Here is a 14,167-nt window from a genome sequence, read left to right as displayed (position 1 = left end):
TCTATTTCTTTAATGTAAATCCGAATTTATCCCATGCTTGTAAATAGTCTAGTAAGAAAATCTCTTCTTCTACAATTCGACCAACTACATTTGTTTTTCCTGTATTCACCATATCTTTTAATGCAATTTGTAATTCGCCTTTATACTGGCCATATTGTTCATTATCAATTAATAAATCTCCACGCTTAATTTCGCGCGTATTATGAGGTTTAAATTCTTCTTTTTTATATTTCACACGACTTTGTGTAGAACGAATCATATATTCAGATACATCTCCGCGATAAAAATGTGGTTCGTCTAATACGATAATTCTTTCTAGTTCTGTCGTTGTATCATATATTTCTATATCAAATGTTTGTTTCTCTTTATTTAATGCACCTAGTGCTTGTAATTCTTCTTCTGACGCATATGCGTTTGCAATAATAACATCATCAATTAATTCAGTCGCGAATAAATGCTTCGCCTGTGTTGTCATCGGTAATTCACGATGCTGCTCTAATGTACATAACCCTTCTGTTACTGGCCAAGGTCCGTATGTTGCATCAAATGATGAAATAAAAGCTGCCGTTCTCATACCGTAATCTTTAAATTGTTTCGAGCATTTAATGAAATGATCGTATGATAATCCTGAATAACGATGCGGATAAAAATTATGACAACCAATTAAATTTTCACGATTTGGTCTATGACTCATAATGTTATCTACATACTTCGTACCATTACTCATATTAATCTCAATTTTCAAACCATACGGATTATAAGTCATAATTGATTCTTCTAATCCTGAGAAACCAACATCTAAACGAATACCGTACGCACCTAATTCATGGAAGAATGATAAATCATTATACGAAATACCTAATTGTTCAAAAACAGATGGACTAATATCAACTAATACTTGGAACCCTAATGCATTCGCATGAGAGATCGTTTCTTTAAATTCTTCTATAATTTTCTCTTTTTCTCCATCCACAGATAATAAACATGTGAACACACGTGTAAATCCATATTTACTTGCTAATGTTAAATACTCCTTATCTTTCTCTACTGTTGAATGTTCTGGATAAATAGAAATACCTAATCGTCTCATATGTACACGCCTCTTTCTTCATCATATTGTAAACCCTTTCAAATATATGTAGTGAAAAAGTATATATCCCCTTCTTGTTCACTACTCTTTTAAATCCGCTTTCTTTAAAGAAAAAACAATTTCTATCATTCTTAACACCTACAAGTCTATACATCTATACTTTACATCTTTTTTTCATAGTTGTGTAGCTTTTACACAAATTTGTCAGTTTTTCATCTTAAAAATTGTTATCCGTTTTCAAGACACCTTCCTTGACTGTTGCATTGGCCAATACATATACTCGAAAGAAAAGAGAAAATTTTATATAGGGGATGAATATATGGGAGAAGCAATACTCGTAAAACGAGAACCGTTATGGACGAAAGAGTTTGTTGCTTTAATTTTTGCAAACTTATGTATGTTTTTAGGGTTTCAAATGTTAATTCCAACCTTACCTGTTTATGTGAAAGAAATTGGTGGCACAAGTTCCAATATCGGATTTGTTGTCGGCATGTTTACCGTTGCGGCACTTTTTGTTAGACCGCTAACTGGGAACGCCTTGCAAAAATTCAATAAAAAAATCATTTTAATGATCGGCACTGCTATCTGTTTACTCGCTATGGGCAGTTACCTTTTCGCCTCAACTATCTTTCTCTTGCTTGCTGTTCGTATTTTACACGGAGCTGGTTTCGGTATTACAACGACTACATATGGAACTGTCGTTTCTGATTTAATTCCCTCAGCTCGCCGCGGAGAAGGCATGGGATATTTTGGCCTTTCTGGAACAATTGCAATGGCCCTCGGTCCACTTATCGGACTATGGCTTATGCAAACATATAACTTCACAATTCTTTTTTTATGTGCATTATCGTGCACAATTGTTTCATTAATATTAACGAAACTACTTCAAATCCAAAAATCGAAACAGCCTCCACAACAATCATCTAGTACTTTTCTCGATGGATTTATTGAGCGTAAAGCTTTACTTCCTTCATTATTAATATTATGTATTACATTAATGTACGGAGGAATCGGAAGTTTTATCACTCTATTTGCTACAGAAGTCGGCATAGCTGATATTAGTCTCTTCTTTTTATGTAACGCACTAGCAATCGCTGTAACTCGTCCATTCTCTGGAAAGCTATATGATGCGAAAGGCCATACATTCGTCATCATTCCGGGAGTTATTATAACTTTTACAGGCATTATTTTATTGTCGTATACGACGACAATTCCGAGCTTAATTATTGCTGCAGCATGTTACGGAAGTGGTTTTGGAGCGATCCAACCTGCACTACAAGCATGGATGATTGACCGCGTAGCACCGCATCGACGCGGCGTAGCAACGGCTACATTCTTCTCCGCATTTGACCTTGGAATCGGCGCTGGAGCGATTATATTTGGATTTATTGCTCATTTTACAAACTATGCAACTGTATATCGTTACTCCTCTCTATTACTTATTGCTTTTCTCTTCATTTACATTACAAGCATAAGAAAACAAAAGCATGGCGATAAAAACACGGAAAAAGCTGCTGGATAATTCAGTGGCTTTTTTATCGTGTTAAAAGAATTATTTCCCCTCGTTTTGCTGTTATAAAACTACATGCATTTTCCTACATATTTTTTTAACTTTCATCAAAAAATATACGATGAACTCGCAGACGCTTTCCTTAATATTCGACTGAACAATATTATTCTAAAAAGTGTGATTTCTTTACAAAATTAAGATTTATACAAGATGAAAACCAATAAAACACAGCTGTTTCTTTAAGGGATTGTAAACTTTTCTTCTCTTTGTAAATTTAGTGTAAATTTTACTAGCAAACCGTTTACAGTGCCTCAAGGTTCAGTTAATAATTACATCGTACATGAAATTTAAGGAGTGGAATGCGTGGAATATAATGTTCAAGATATGATCTTCCAGTTCATTGGTGGATTAGGTATTTTCTTATTCGGGATTAAATACATGGGCGATGGACTGCAACAAGCAGCTGGAGATCGTCTTCGCGATATTCTAGATCGTTTTACAACAAACCCACTTATGGGTGTACTAGCAGGTATGTTAGTTACGGTATTAATCCAATCCAGTTCAGGAACAACTGCTTTAACAGTCGGACTTGTAAGTGCCGGATTTATGACATTAAGACAAGCAATCGGTGTTATTATGGGTGCAAACATCGGTACGACAGTTACTGCATTTATTATCGGAATTAAAATCGGAGAATATGCTCTCCCAGTTATGGCAATTGGAGCAATCTTACTATTCTTCTTTAAAAATAAAAAAGTACATTCTGTAGGTCAAGTTGTATTCGGTTTTGGTATGTTATTCTTCGGTTTAGAATTAATGAGTGCAGGTATGAAACCTCTTCGTTCTTTAGAATCATTCCAAGAATTAACAGTTAGCATGAGTGATAATCCAATTTTAGGAATTGTTGTCGGTACAGTCTTTACTTTAATTGTACAAAGCTCAAGTGCAACTATCGGTATTTTACAAGAACTATTTGGTCAAGGTGCAATCGATTTACAAGCAGCTCTTCCTGTATTATTCGGTGATAACATCGGTACAACAATTACAGCTGTATTAGCAGCAATCGGTACTTCTATTGCCGCAAGACGTGCAGCATTAGTTCACGTTATCTTTAATATTATCGGTACAATTATCTTTACAATTTTATTAGTACCATTTACAAGTTTAATTCAATATTTCCAAACATCATTAAACTTGAACCCAGAAATGACTATTGCATTTGCACACGGAACATTTAACGTAACAAATACAATCATTCAATTCCCGTTCATTGCAGTGTTAGCATGGATCGTAACAAAAATTATTCGTGGTGAAGATGCAGCGATTGACTTCAAACCACAACATTTAAATCCAATCTTTATTGAACAATCTCCAGCCATCGCTTTAACTGAAGCTCAAAAAGAGATTATCCGTATGGCTGAGTTCTCATTACATGGATTAAAAGAAGCAAATCAATTTTTAAATACACAAGACAAAAAACACGCAAACATGGCTACTCAATTAGAAGGAGCTATTAACAATTTAGATAAAAAAATTACCGAGTATTTAGTTTTACTATCAGAAAAGCCACTTTCACCTACGGATTCTGAAAAACATTCTGTTTTAGCAGGTGTTGTTGGAGATATTGAACGTGTCGGTGATCATGTAGAAAACCTTGTAGAACTTGTAGATTTCCAAATTTCAAACCGTGTTTCACTATCAGATGAAGCATTAGCTGAATTAAACGAAATGCTTGAGTTAACAATTTCAACACTGCAAGACTCAGTTGAAGCTTTAACAAACTTCGATACTGAACTAGCTCAAACTGTTATTGCAAAAGAACGCAAAATCGACCAAATGGAACGTGTTCTTCGTAAACGTCACGTATTACGTCTAAACGAACGCAGCTGTTCAGGTGATGCAAGTATCATCTTCGTCGATATGGTAAGTAACTTAGAGCGCATTGGCGATCACGCTGTAAATATCGCTGACGGTGTTTTAGGTGAACAAGGAAAAATCAATTTAAAACAATCATTATAATAAGAAAGAGACGCTAATGTAAGCGTCTCTTTCTTATTATATTTTAACAACTGTTCTTCCTTTTAACTTTCCTTGCAATATAAGTGTAAACTTCTCCTCTAATTCTTCTAATGTACATTCTCCTGTATAAGATCTTAACTCTTTATTACTCCATTCATTTGCTAAGAGCGTCCACACATCACTTCTCACATCTGCTGGACATTGCACAGAATCTATCCCTAAAAGGCTTATGCCTCGTAAAATAAACGGATATACCGTTGTTTGTAATTCCTGACCTGCCACATTACCGCATGTCGTTACACAACCACCATACTTTACTGTTTTTAAAGCTGTTTCTAACATACGTCCACCTACAGTATCAATAACTCCGGCGTATATCCCTTTTAACATCGGTCTTCCTGATTCATCATTCAATTCCGCGCGATGAATCACTTTTTTCGCTCCTAGACGTAGTAGCATATCTTTCTCTTCCATTTTTCCTGTCGCTCCTACTACGTTAAACCCTAACTTACTTAATATACTAACAGCTACACTGCCTACGCCGCCTGTAGCACCCGTTACTAAAACATCTCCCATATTAGGCTTGATTCCTGCCCCAATAAGCTTATATACCGACAACGCCGCAGTAAAACCTGCTGTCCCATACATCATACTTTCCTTTAATGACATTCCTTCTGGTAAAGGCACGACCCAAGATGATGGCACGCGAATATATTCTCCGAAACCACCAGAGGTATTCATACCTAAATCATATCCCGTTACAATAACTTGATCTCCTGCTTTAATGGTAGCATCTTCACTACTCACAACTACTCCTGCAGCATCAATTCCTGGCGTATGAGGATATGTTCTCGTAACACCTTTATTACCAGTAGCTGAAAGAGCATCTTTATAATTTAATGAAGAATAATGAACTTGTATGATTACGTCTCCCTCAGGTAAACTACTTACTTCTCTCTCAACAACTTTACTTACAAACTGATGATTTTCCGTTTCATTCACAGCGATTGCTCGGAATAATGTATGATTCATTATGCTCTCTCCTTTATCCGTCAAATTCTTCTTTATTATATAGAAGAAATAAGTAAGCTTACTCATTTCTTCTTGGCTATATTTCAACAAATCTTACTTCCCTATCACTTTCTCATAATATATATTTTCATTTCTACTAAAAGCCCTTATACTTATTCTACATCTGACAAATAATATATAGAAAATCTGACTTTTTATAAATATATTGAATTTTTACGAAATGTAAATGTTTTGTAATGTTTTTTTTCGCTAAATTTCATTATAATAAGTGGATATGAGTGTCGTATTTCAATCCAAATGAAGGAGTACAGGAAATGGAGCAAAACCCATCTTTGCAAGAAAATACACGCAATAAACCGAAAAAAAATAAGAAAAAAATAAAAATTATTATAAGCGCTATACTATTCGTTTTATTAATAGGCGGCGGTTATACTTGGTTTTTAGTAAATAAAGCATCTTCTGCTGTTCGAAATGCCGCACACGATTTAGCACGCGGTGATAAATCTGATTTACGTGATAAGGCTGTAAAACCTATTACAAACAATGTCTCTGTTTTAATAATGGGTGTCGATGAAAGCGATGTCCGTGGAAAAGAATATGGTGAAGCTATAAGAACAGACGCGCTTTTACTTGCAACATTTAATAAAGATAGCAAAACTGTTAAACTATTAAGTATCCCACGTGACACATATACTTATATTCCAATAGAAAAGAAAAAAGATAAAATTACACACGCTCATGCATTCGGTTCTGCTAAAAACGGAAAAAATGGTGGACCACAAGCAAGCATTGATGCAGTTGAAAAATTAATGAATGTTCCTGTCGATTATTTTGTAAAATTCAACTTTAAATCATTTATAAAAATCGTCGATGACTTGGGCGGTGTTGAAGTTGATGTACCAGTTGAATTTACTGAGCAAGATAGCAATGATAATGCTGAGGCTATTCATCTAGAAAAAGGTGTTCAAAAGCTAAATGGCGAAGAAGCTCTTGCTCTTGCTAGAACAAGGCACATCGATAGTGATGCAATGCGTGGACAACGTCAACAACTCGTTATCGAGGCTATTTTAAAGAAACTAACAAGTGTTGGTTCTGTAACAAAAGTTGGCAACATCATTGATGATATTAACGGACAATTCGTTACAAACTTAACATTTGATGATATGCTTTCATTCTATAAATATGGATCGGATTCGGAAATTGAGAAATTACAAATCCAAGGTGATGATTGCTACATGGCAAAAGGTGACGATACTTGTAGCAAATCTGCTGGTGGTGGTCGAACTTACTACTACAATCCAGATAAAAAAGAATTAGCTAATGTTACAAATGAACTTCGTACTCATCTTGGGCTACCTGCATATACAAAGTCTGACTCAAACTCTGATTCGAAAAAGACAAAAGAATCTAAGTCTGAAAATTCAAGTGAACGCGAATCAAATAACAATGAAGTGAAAAATAAGAATAAAAATAGCAGTGAAGATACAGAAACATCGTCTAATGACAATGAATAATATAGAAGCGGTTCTCTATGGAGGTAGAGAACCGCTTCTTTATATTCTTCCAAATATAAAAATCAGAACTTTCTAACTATCTTTTTTAATATTTTTAAATTATAATAAATAGTAGCAATCTATTCCAATTATCAGGGGGCTCATACATATGAAAGCTGCAGTAAAACATAACATCTCAGATTTTAAAGACTACTTAAAATCTAACGATATATACATGGAAGAAAATATAGATGAAAATGATGGCTCTGTTCATTTTTCAGTAGGATTAGAGACTGAAGCTGGCGCAAAGATTCAACTTATCGCTGCTTTCCAAAACGAACATCCTACGGTGGATATATACTGCTTCAATGTTGCTCACGTGCCTGATGCAACATCAACAAATGATATTTTACATGTCATCAATGAATTAAATACATCTTATCGCTTTGCAAAATTCACATTAAATAAGCAAAATGCAATTGATATTTCAACATCTCTTGCATTCTCAGAACCAAACTTTAATCCAGCACTTGTCTTTGAACATACGAGAATGCTATATAAATTAGCAAATGACGAATATAAAAACTTAATGAAAGTTATTTGGGCATAAAGTAAAACTATAATCCGTTAGGTTTACGGGCAATAAATAAAAGGATGGGCTGTAAGCAGCACCATCCTTTTATTTTGATATCATATCGATCCACATTTTAACAGCAGTGCCTACAATTAAAGTGGACAATACATATTGCAGTACTTTTTGATTTAGCCTCTTCCCGACTCGTGCTCCAAGTGGCGCAGCAAATATACTGGCAACCGCAATAATTAGAGCTGGAATGATAACTACTTGCCCAGTAACCATTTTTCCTGTAGTAATCCCTATTGAGGAAATAAACGTAATAGCGATAGATGTTGCGATCGTCATGCGCAGTGGTAATTTTAAAATAACTAGCATAATGGGAACTAAAAGGAACGAACCTCCAGCTCCTATAATGCCTGAAGCTCCCCCTACAACGAACGCTAACAAGCTTGCTAACCATTTATTATACTTCACATCTCCACTATTATTTTGTTTCGGTACAAACATCATAATAGCTGCAATTGTAGCTAATGCTGCATAAACAACATTGACTGTATGTTCCTCTAATATGTTAGCACCGAAACTCCCTATGAAGCTTCCTATTAATATACTAGCTCCCATATACATAACTAATGTTTTATTCATGTCATTACTTTTCCGGTATGCCCAAGCGCCTGCAAAAGTTGCAAAGAATACTTGTACCGCTGTAATACCGCTCACTTCATGTGATGTATATCCAGAAAACCCCAGCAATACCGGAATGTATAAGATCATCGGATAATTAATAATCGCACCGCCAATTCCAACCATTCCTGATATAAACGATCCTATAAATCCAATTATAAAAAGTAATACGACTAAGCTCATCTTACATCCCCTCCCTTCTAGAAAGAAGATGAATTAAATGAATAAGTTTACATTCCCATCCGAAGCATCTGCTAAATAAGCTCCTACTCCTGCAAACTCTACCCCTTCCATAATCTCTTCCTCTTTTAACCCTAATAAATCTACTGTCATTTGACAAGCGACAAGTTTAATCCCCTGTTCTTTCGCCAAATCAATTAAATCTGGTAAAGGCATCGCATTATGTTTTTTCATAATACCTTTAATCATCTTTGGTCCCATACCTGCAAAATTCATTTTTGATAATCCCATCTTATCCGCACCGCGTGGCATCATTTTTCCAAACACTTTTTCTATAAAAGTTTTCTTTACCTTCACATGCTCATCTTTCCTTAAAGCATTTAATCCCCAAAAAGTATGAAAAATAGTTACCTCTTGATCATACGCCGCTGCACCATTTGCAATAATATAAGCAGCCATTGCTTTATCATAATCTCCGCTAAATAAAACGATTGTTGTTTTCTTCTGTTGTTCCATGTTGTTCTCCCTCCGATTACCTATAGGGGTATTTTATCATTTATAAAAAGGCTCAAATCATGTATCCCTGTACTATACGACTTTACCTTCCCATGCTAACATACCACCTACCATATTAATTGCTTGAAAACCGTAGCTCTCTAAAAACTGAACTGCTCGTGCACTTCTTCCGCCAGAACGACAAACGATAATATACTCTTTCTTTTTATCCAACTCATGCATACGAAACTCTAATAGCCTTAGTGGAATATTACATGCTTCTGGAATTTTCCCTTCGGCTACTTCTTCTACTTCACGTACGTCCACGATATTTACTGCTTCTTTACGTAACAATTTTTCTTCCAATTCTTTTACTGTCATTTCTTTCATTTTAAATTCCCTCCTCACAAACCATTCATACCGCCTGAAACATTGATAACGTGCTGAAATCCTAATTTCTTTAATACCTTTGCTGCTTGCTTACTTCTCATTCCACTTTGGCAAATAACGATTACTTCCTTATTCTTATCTAATTGATTCGCCTTACTTGCTAGATCATTTAGGGGGATATTTTGAAAGCCTTTCATATGATTCCCTCTATATTCACCTACTGTACGGACATCGATGAATTGTTTTCCCTTTTTTCCTGCTATACTCTTTAATTCTTTTCCACTTATATTTTGAACACCTTTCACTGGTAAAAAACGTGAAATAACAAACGCTGTAGCCAGTACAATGAAAAGCGTACTTAATATTGTATTCATATAACCAACCTCTCTACATTTATAAACATGCTACGCCTTCTTAATCCAAAACTTCAGCACCTCAGCTTCTTCTACATGCTTTACGATGTCATGACCACTTTTATTTGCCCACGCTGGAATATCCTTAACTGACCCTTTATCCGTTACATGTATTTCTAACACTTCTCCAGTTTGTAGAGCATCCATTGATCTCTTTGTTCTTACAATCGGCATTGGACATGCTAAACCTTTCGCATCTAACACTTGTTTTATATTCATCATCAATTCCTCCATTTTTTATTTATTTCATTATTCGTGCACTGCACAACGATTTGGACCAATCTCCATTTCACGCTCTTTATCCACACTTGGGTGAATTTTACCCATATTGGTTTGACGAATTTCTTCATATGCATTTGGCTGAGGTGGTAAGTTTTCTGTTACAACTTTACGGAACTCTCCCTCATCCTCAATATTTAATCCTGCATTATGCTCAAATAAATCTTTTAATTTTGCACTAACGATACCACTTTCGTTCATTTCACTTATTTTTGAATAATGAGCCGGTAACACAACTAAATTTTGAGATAGCTCTTTATATCGGCTATACAAAGTATTACGTAAATCACTCACCCAATCTTCAGCCTTACCAGCAAGATCAGGACGCCCAATTGAATCTACAAATAAAATATCGCCTGATAATAAATAAGAATCATCTACAATGAATGACGTACTTCCAATCGTATGCCCTGGTGAGTATAATGCGTCAATTACAATTTTAGTACCCCCCACCGTAATAACAGATCCTTCAACAAGCGGTTCGTATGAGAAAACAACTTCCTCTGCATCTTTTGGTGGTAACCAATACGTACCACCTATCTTTTCCGCTAACTTACGTCCTCCGGAAATATGGTCTGCATGTAAATGTGTATCCATTACATTCGTAATCGTAACGCCATGCTCTTTCGCAAATTCTTCATATGCTTCAACTGTTCTTACTGCATCAATAACTGCTGCTTCACCATTTGAAACGACCATATAAGATAAACAGCCTTTTCCAAGACGGTTAAACTGATACATACTTCCACCATTTTTTAAATCTCCAACTTTTATAGGCTTTACATATTCACTCCAAGCCTTCATGCCACCAGCTAAATAATAAATATTTTCTAATCCAGCCTCTGTTAATTGCTCTGCTACAAATATAGAAGACCCTTCTTTTGCACATACTACTAAAACATCTTTATCTTTAGGTAATTCACTTACAATATGATCTACACCATCTAACAAGTCAAAGTAAGGTCTATTAATAGAAGAAACTTGTTTCCCTTCAATTTTCCAATCTTCATAATCCGCCTCATTACGAACATCTAAAATGAATAACTCTCCGAATAGCACTTTCTCTGCCACATCTTTTGCTTGTAACGGTTTAACATCCATTTCATTACCCCCATAGGTATATTTTTATTCAAAAAAATTTACTTCTCTATATTCCCTTGCCACTCTACCATACCTGGAATGACATTTTTCACATTTAAATAACCTTTCTCATTCAACATTTGGCAAGCTACATCACTACGGTTACCAGTTCGACAAATAACATAAATTTGCTTCGTCTTATCTAATACTGCGCTGTCTAATTCACCTAATGGTACCGAAATGGCGGATGGAATATGGCCAAAAGCAAATTCCGCTGCTTCGCGAACATCTAATACAATGTTCTCTTCTCCATTAGACAATATAGACTGTAATTCTGCATTCATAATTGTATGAGGATATTTCACAATTTCATTCACTTCATGCTCGTTTGCTTTCCTAACATAATGCACCAATACATCACCCTCGTGTTTCGTCCCGATATATTGATGTCCTACTTTACCCGCCCAACTTTTTATATCTACCGTAGATCCTTTATCTGTTGCCTTAACTTCAATCACCTGCCCTGGTGTTAACCCTTCTATTGCCTTCTTAGTTTTCACAATAGGCATCGGACAAGCCAAACCTTTACAATCTAAACTCATATCCACTTTTATACTCATAATCGATTCCTCCATAATTTATATACGTATACCTGTAGGGGTATATTAAAACGTTTTTGAAAATCTGTCAACACTTACGTTTGACAGATTATCGGCTTTTTACAAGTAATTGAACAGCTTCTTTAATTAACTCTTCATTTGAACCATTACCACTTTCAAACTGTTCACGCAAACACTGCTCTAAATTCGTTCCAACAACGAGTCCAATTGTACGATCAAGTGCAGAACGAGATGCTGTTAACTGTGTAATAACTTCTCGGCAATCTTTTCCTTCTTCCATCATACGAAGCACACCACGAACTTGACCTTCAATACGTTTCAATCTATTTTTCATATCTTGATTATATTCCATTCTATAATCACCTCATTACCATTATGTCACTATTTATAACCTATGACAATATATTATACCCTATAGGGTATTTTGTAAACCCCTATTTTTAATATTTATCTTATATGTTCACAAAACAAGAAGTGAAACCTTACTATATAGGCTTTCATCTTCCACCAAATTTTGAAGTGGAAGATGAAAAAATATTAATATACAACACGTTCTGGTACTACTGTTCCGTATAATTTAAAGCCACCATCTAAGTTCTTTACCTTATATCCTTTTTCCATTAACATGCGCGCTGCAACATACCCTCTCATACCAAATTGGCAAGTGATATATATTTCTTTGTCCATTGGCACTTCATCCAATCGATCACGTAATTCATCTAACGGAATATTAATAGAGTCTTTAATCATTCCCTGTTTTAGTTCATTAGGCTCTCGAACATCAATAAGATATCCACCATTTTTAACAATGTGATCTATTTCATGCCATTGCACTGTGTCCACAAAACCATCTACTATATTACTTGCCGCATACCCCACCATGTTTACTGGGTCTTTTGCAGCAGAATAGGGCGGGGCATATGATAATTCTAAATCCGGCAAATCGATTACAGTTAAGTTTGCCTTCATTGCCGTTGCAATAACATCAATACGCTTATCTACACCATCACGCCCTAACGCCTGCGCTCCATAAATTTTTCCGCTTTCTTTATTAAAGATTAATTTTATTAGCACAGGCGTAGCATTCGGATAATATCCCGCATGAGAATTTGCCTGTACATGTACTACCTCATAGGGTATATTTAGTCGTTTTAATATTTTCTCATTCACTCCAGTCGAAGCAACTGTTAAATCAAAAACTTTAGCCACAGAAGTTCCCATCGTACCTTTATATAAAGAATCCGTATGACCATGAATAATATCTGCTAACATGCGACCTTGACGATTAGCTGGCCACGCTAAAGGAATCATCGTTTCTGTTTCTGTAACAAAATCTTTCACTTCAATCGCATCACCAATTGCATATATGTGCGGGTCCGACGTTTGAAAACGCTCATCTACCTTTATCGTTCCTTTAACTCCTAGTGCTAACCCTGCATCCTTCGCTAAACTACTCTCTGGTTGCACACCAATTGCTAAAATAATCATATCTGTTTTTATAACTGAGCCACTTTTTAAACGTACAATAGCCCCGTCTTCTTCTAACGCATCTACACCATCTTCTAAAACAAGCTCAACATTGTGATTTCTCATATGTTCATGTACGTATGCTGCCATTTCATAATCGATTGGTGGCATTACTTGATTCGCCATCTCTACAAGAGTAACATCAATCCCGCGTTCTCTTAAATTCTCAACCATTTCCACTCCAATAAATCCTCCACCAATAACCGTCGCATGACGTGGTTTCTTCTCATCAATATACGCTTTTATACGATCTGTATCAGGTACATTTCGTAACGTAAACAACGCCTTCGCTTCTTCAATGCCCGGAATAGGTGGAACAATTGGTTTCGCCCCTGGTGAAAGAATCAAAACATCATATTCCTCGTTATATGTTTCATCTGTAGTTACATTCTTTATCGTAATTGTTTTCTCTTCTTTATTAATCTTTACAACTTCACTCAATACACGTATATCTAAATTAAAACGTTTTGACATCCTTTCAACAGTTTGTACTAATAACTTTTGTCTTTCTGTAATGACACCGCCAATATAATATGGCAATCCACAGTTTGCGAACGAAATGTATTCACCGCGTTCAACCATAATAATTTCATCTTCCTCACTTAAACGACGAAGCCTTGCAGCTACTGATGCCCCGCCAGCAACTCCGCCTACTACAACAATTTTTCTAGACATATTTCAAACCTCCATGTTATTTATTATTTAATTTCCTCATGCATTAAACAAAAACCTATACCTGTATGGGTATATGATAGAGTATAAAAAATTTAATTTCAAT

The 14,167-nt window shown here is 35.5% G+C and carries 15 protein-coding genes; 4 read left to right on the top strand and 11 right to left on the bottom strand.

Annotation, left to right across the window (positions count from 1 at the left end):
* Position 1: 1 nt before the first annotated feature.
* Entirely contained in the window at positions 2-1,090 is a 1,089-nt protein-coding gene (locus BHV55_RS04180) for a DUF871 domain-containing protein (protein ID WP_001253348.1), read from the bottom strand.
* A gap of 319 nt (positions 1,091-1,409) precedes the next feature.
* On the opposite strand from BHV55_RS04180, the gene BHV55_RS04175 reads away from it, so the two are divergent.
* Both BHV55_RS04175 and BHV55_RS04170 read left to right on the top strand, forming a co-directional pair.
* Positions 1,410-2,612: an MFS transporter gene (locus BHV55_RS04175; protein WP_000503237.1), complete on the top strand. Its 1,203-nt coding sequence runs from the start codon at positions 1,410-1,412 to the stop codon at positions 2,610-2,612.
* A gap of 351 nt (positions 2,613-2,963) precedes the next feature.
* The gene (locus BHV55_RS04170) at positions 2,964-4,619 is read left to right on the top strand and encodes a Na/Pi cotransporter family protein (protein WP_000456270.1); all 1,656 of its coding nucleotides are present in this window, start codon (positions 2,964-2,966) and stop codon (positions 4,617-4,619) included.
* A 36-nt stretch (positions 4,620-4,655) separates the two neighbouring features.
* Here the strand turns inward: BHV55_RS04170 and BHV55_RS04165 are convergent, their stop codons facing one another.
* Positions 4,656-5,651, bottom strand: coding sequence for a YhdH/YhfP family quinone oxidoreductase (locus BHV55_RS04165; RefSeq protein ID WP_070757359.1), 996 nt, complete (start codon positions 5,649-5,651; stop codon positions 4,656-4,658).
* Positions 5,652-5,965: 314 nt separating this feature from the next.
* On the opposite strand from BHV55_RS04165, the gene BHV55_RS04160 reads away from it, so the two are divergent.
* Complete coding sequence (locus tag BHV55_RS04160; protein WP_000437392.1) at positions 5,966-7,165, top strand: LCP family protein; 1,200 nt, start codon at positions 5,966-5,968, stop codon at positions 7,163-7,165.
* 148 nt (positions 7,166-7,313) lie between these two features.
* Positions 7,314-7,754, top strand: coding sequence for a hypothetical protein (locus BHV55_RS04155; RefSeq protein ID WP_000642362.1), 441 nt, complete (start codon positions 7,314-7,316; stop codon positions 7,752-7,754).
* 69 nt (positions 7,755-7,823) lie between these two features.
* Here BHV55_RS04155 and BHV55_RS04150 read toward each other — a convergent pair whose 3' ends face one another.
* From BHV55_RS04150 to cdr, 9 genes are all read right to left on the bottom strand, one after another.
* Positions 7,824-8,588: a sulfite exporter TauE/SafE family protein gene (locus BHV55_RS04150; RefSeq protein ID WP_000060715.1), complete on the bottom strand. Its 765-nt coding sequence runs from the start codon at positions 8,586-8,588 to the stop codon at positions 7,824-7,826.
* 33 nt (positions 8,589-8,621) lie between these two features.
* Positions 8,622-9,101, bottom strand: a complete 480-nt coding sequence (locus BHV55_RS04145; RefSeq protein ID WP_000437728.1) for a DsrE/DsrF/DrsH-like family protein — start codon at positions 9,099-9,101, stop codon at positions 8,622-8,624.
* A gap of 72 nt (positions 9,102-9,173) precedes the next feature.
* Entirely contained in the window at positions 9,174-9,470 is a 297-nt protein-coding gene (locus BHV55_RS04140) for a rhodanese-like domain-containing protein (protein WP_070757360.1), read from the bottom strand.
* 14 nt (positions 9,471-9,484) lie between these two features.
* Positions 9,485-9,844 carry a rhodanese-like domain-containing protein gene (locus BHV55_RS04135; protein ID WP_065704839.1) on the bottom strand — a complete coding sequence of 120 codons (360 nt, stop codon included), beginning with the start codon at positions 9,842-9,844 and terminating at the stop codon, positions 9,485-9,487.
* A gap of 30 nt (positions 9,845-9,874) precedes the next feature.
* Positions 9,875-10,105, bottom strand: coding sequence for a sulfurtransferase TusA family protein (locus tag BHV55_RS04130; protein WP_070757361.1), 231 nt, complete (start codon positions 10,103-10,105; stop codon positions 9,875-9,877).
* Positions 10,106-10,132: 27 nt separating this feature from the next.
* Positions 10,133-11,263 carry an MBL fold metallo-hydrolase gene (locus tag BHV55_RS04125; protein ID WP_070757362.1) on the bottom strand — a complete coding sequence of 377 codons (1,131 nt, stop codon included), beginning with the start codon at positions 11,261-11,263 and terminating at the stop codon, positions 10,133-10,135.
* Between the two features lie 38 nt (positions 11,264-11,301).
* Entirely contained in the window at positions 11,302-11,862 is a 561-nt protein-coding gene (locus tag BHV55_RS04120; protein ID WP_016513701.1) for a sulfurtransferase TusA family protein, read from the bottom strand.
* 88 nt (positions 11,863-11,950) lie between these two features.
* Complete coding sequence (locus BHV55_RS04115; RefSeq protein ID WP_000456206.1) at positions 11,951-12,214, bottom strand: metal-sensitive transcriptional regulator; 264 nt, start codon at positions 12,212-12,214, stop codon at positions 11,951-11,953.
* 185 nt (positions 12,215-12,399) lie between these two features.
* Positions 12,400-14,064: a CoA-disulfide reductase gene (gene cdr / locus BHV55_RS04110; protein ID WP_070757363.1), complete on the bottom strand. Its 1,665-nt coding sequence runs from the start codon at positions 14,062-14,064 to the stop codon at positions 12,400-12,402.
* Positions 14,065-14,167: the final 103 nt, after the last annotated feature.

The organism is Bacillus sp. RZ2MS9, from assembly GCF_001816185.2.
GTDB lineage: Bacteria > Bacillota > Bacilli > Bacillales > Bacillaceae_G > Bacillus_A > Bacillus_A cereus.
The sequence above is the reverse complement of the archived record's forward strand: the minus strand, read 5'-3'. Positions and strand labels throughout refer to the sequence as shown.

Bases quoted from the DNA above. Each gene is read 5' to 3' on its own strand.
- BHV55_RS04180 (WP_001253348.1), bottom strand. From the start codon at position 1,090: ATGAGACGATTAGGTATTTCTATTTATCCAGAACATTCAACAGTAGAG.
- BHV55_RS04175 (WP_000503237.1), top strand. From the start codon at position 1,410: ATGGGAGAAGCAATACTCGTAAAACGAGAACCGTTATGGACGAAAGAG.
- BHV55_RS04165 (WP_070757359.1), bottom strand. From the start codon at position 5,651: ATGAATCATACATTATTCCGAGCAATCGCTGTGAATGAAACGGAAAAT.
- BHV55_RS04160 (WP_000437392.1), top strand. From the start codon at position 5,966: ATGGAGCAAAACCCATCTTTGCAAGAAAATACACGCAATAAACCGAAA.
- BHV55_RS04155 (WP_000642362.1), top strand. From the start codon at position 7,314: ATGAAAGCTGCAGTAAAACATAACATCTCAGATTTTAAAGACTACTTA.
- BHV55_RS04150 (WP_000060715.1), bottom strand. From the start codon at position 8,588: ATGAGCTTAGTCGTATTACTTTTTATAATTGGATTTATAGGATCGTTT.
- BHV55_RS04145 (WP_000437728.1), bottom strand. From the start codon at position 9,101: ATGGAACAACAGAAGAAAACAACAATCGTTTTATTTAGCGGAGATTAT.
- BHV55_RS04140 (WP_070757360.1), bottom strand. From the start codon at position 9,470: ATGAAAGAAATGACAGTAAAAGAATTGGAAGAAAAATTGTTACGTAAA.
- BHV55_RS04135 (WP_065704839.1), bottom strand. From the start codon at position 9,844: ATGAATACAATATTAAGTACGCTTTTCATTGTACTGGCTACAGCGTTT.
- BHV55_RS04130 (WP_070757361.1), bottom strand. From the start codon at position 10,105: ATGATGAATATAAAACAAGTGTTAGATGCGAAAGGTTTAGCATGTCCA.
- BHV55_RS04125 (WP_070757362.1), bottom strand. From the start codon at position 11,263: ATGGATGTTAAACCGTTACAAGCAAAAGATGTGGCAGAGAAAGTGCTA.
- BHV55_RS04120 (WP_016513701.1), bottom strand. From the start codon at position 11,862: ATGAGTATAAAAGTGGATATGAGTTTAGATTGTAAAGGTTTGGCTTGT.
- BHV55_RS04115 (WP_000456206.1), bottom strand. From the start codon at position 12,214: ATGGAATATAATCAAGATATGAAAAATAGATTGAAACGTATTGAAGGT.
- cdr (WP_070757363.1), bottom strand. From the start codon at position 14,064: ATGTCTAGAAAAATTGTTGTAGTAGGCGGAGTTGCTGGCGGGGCATCA.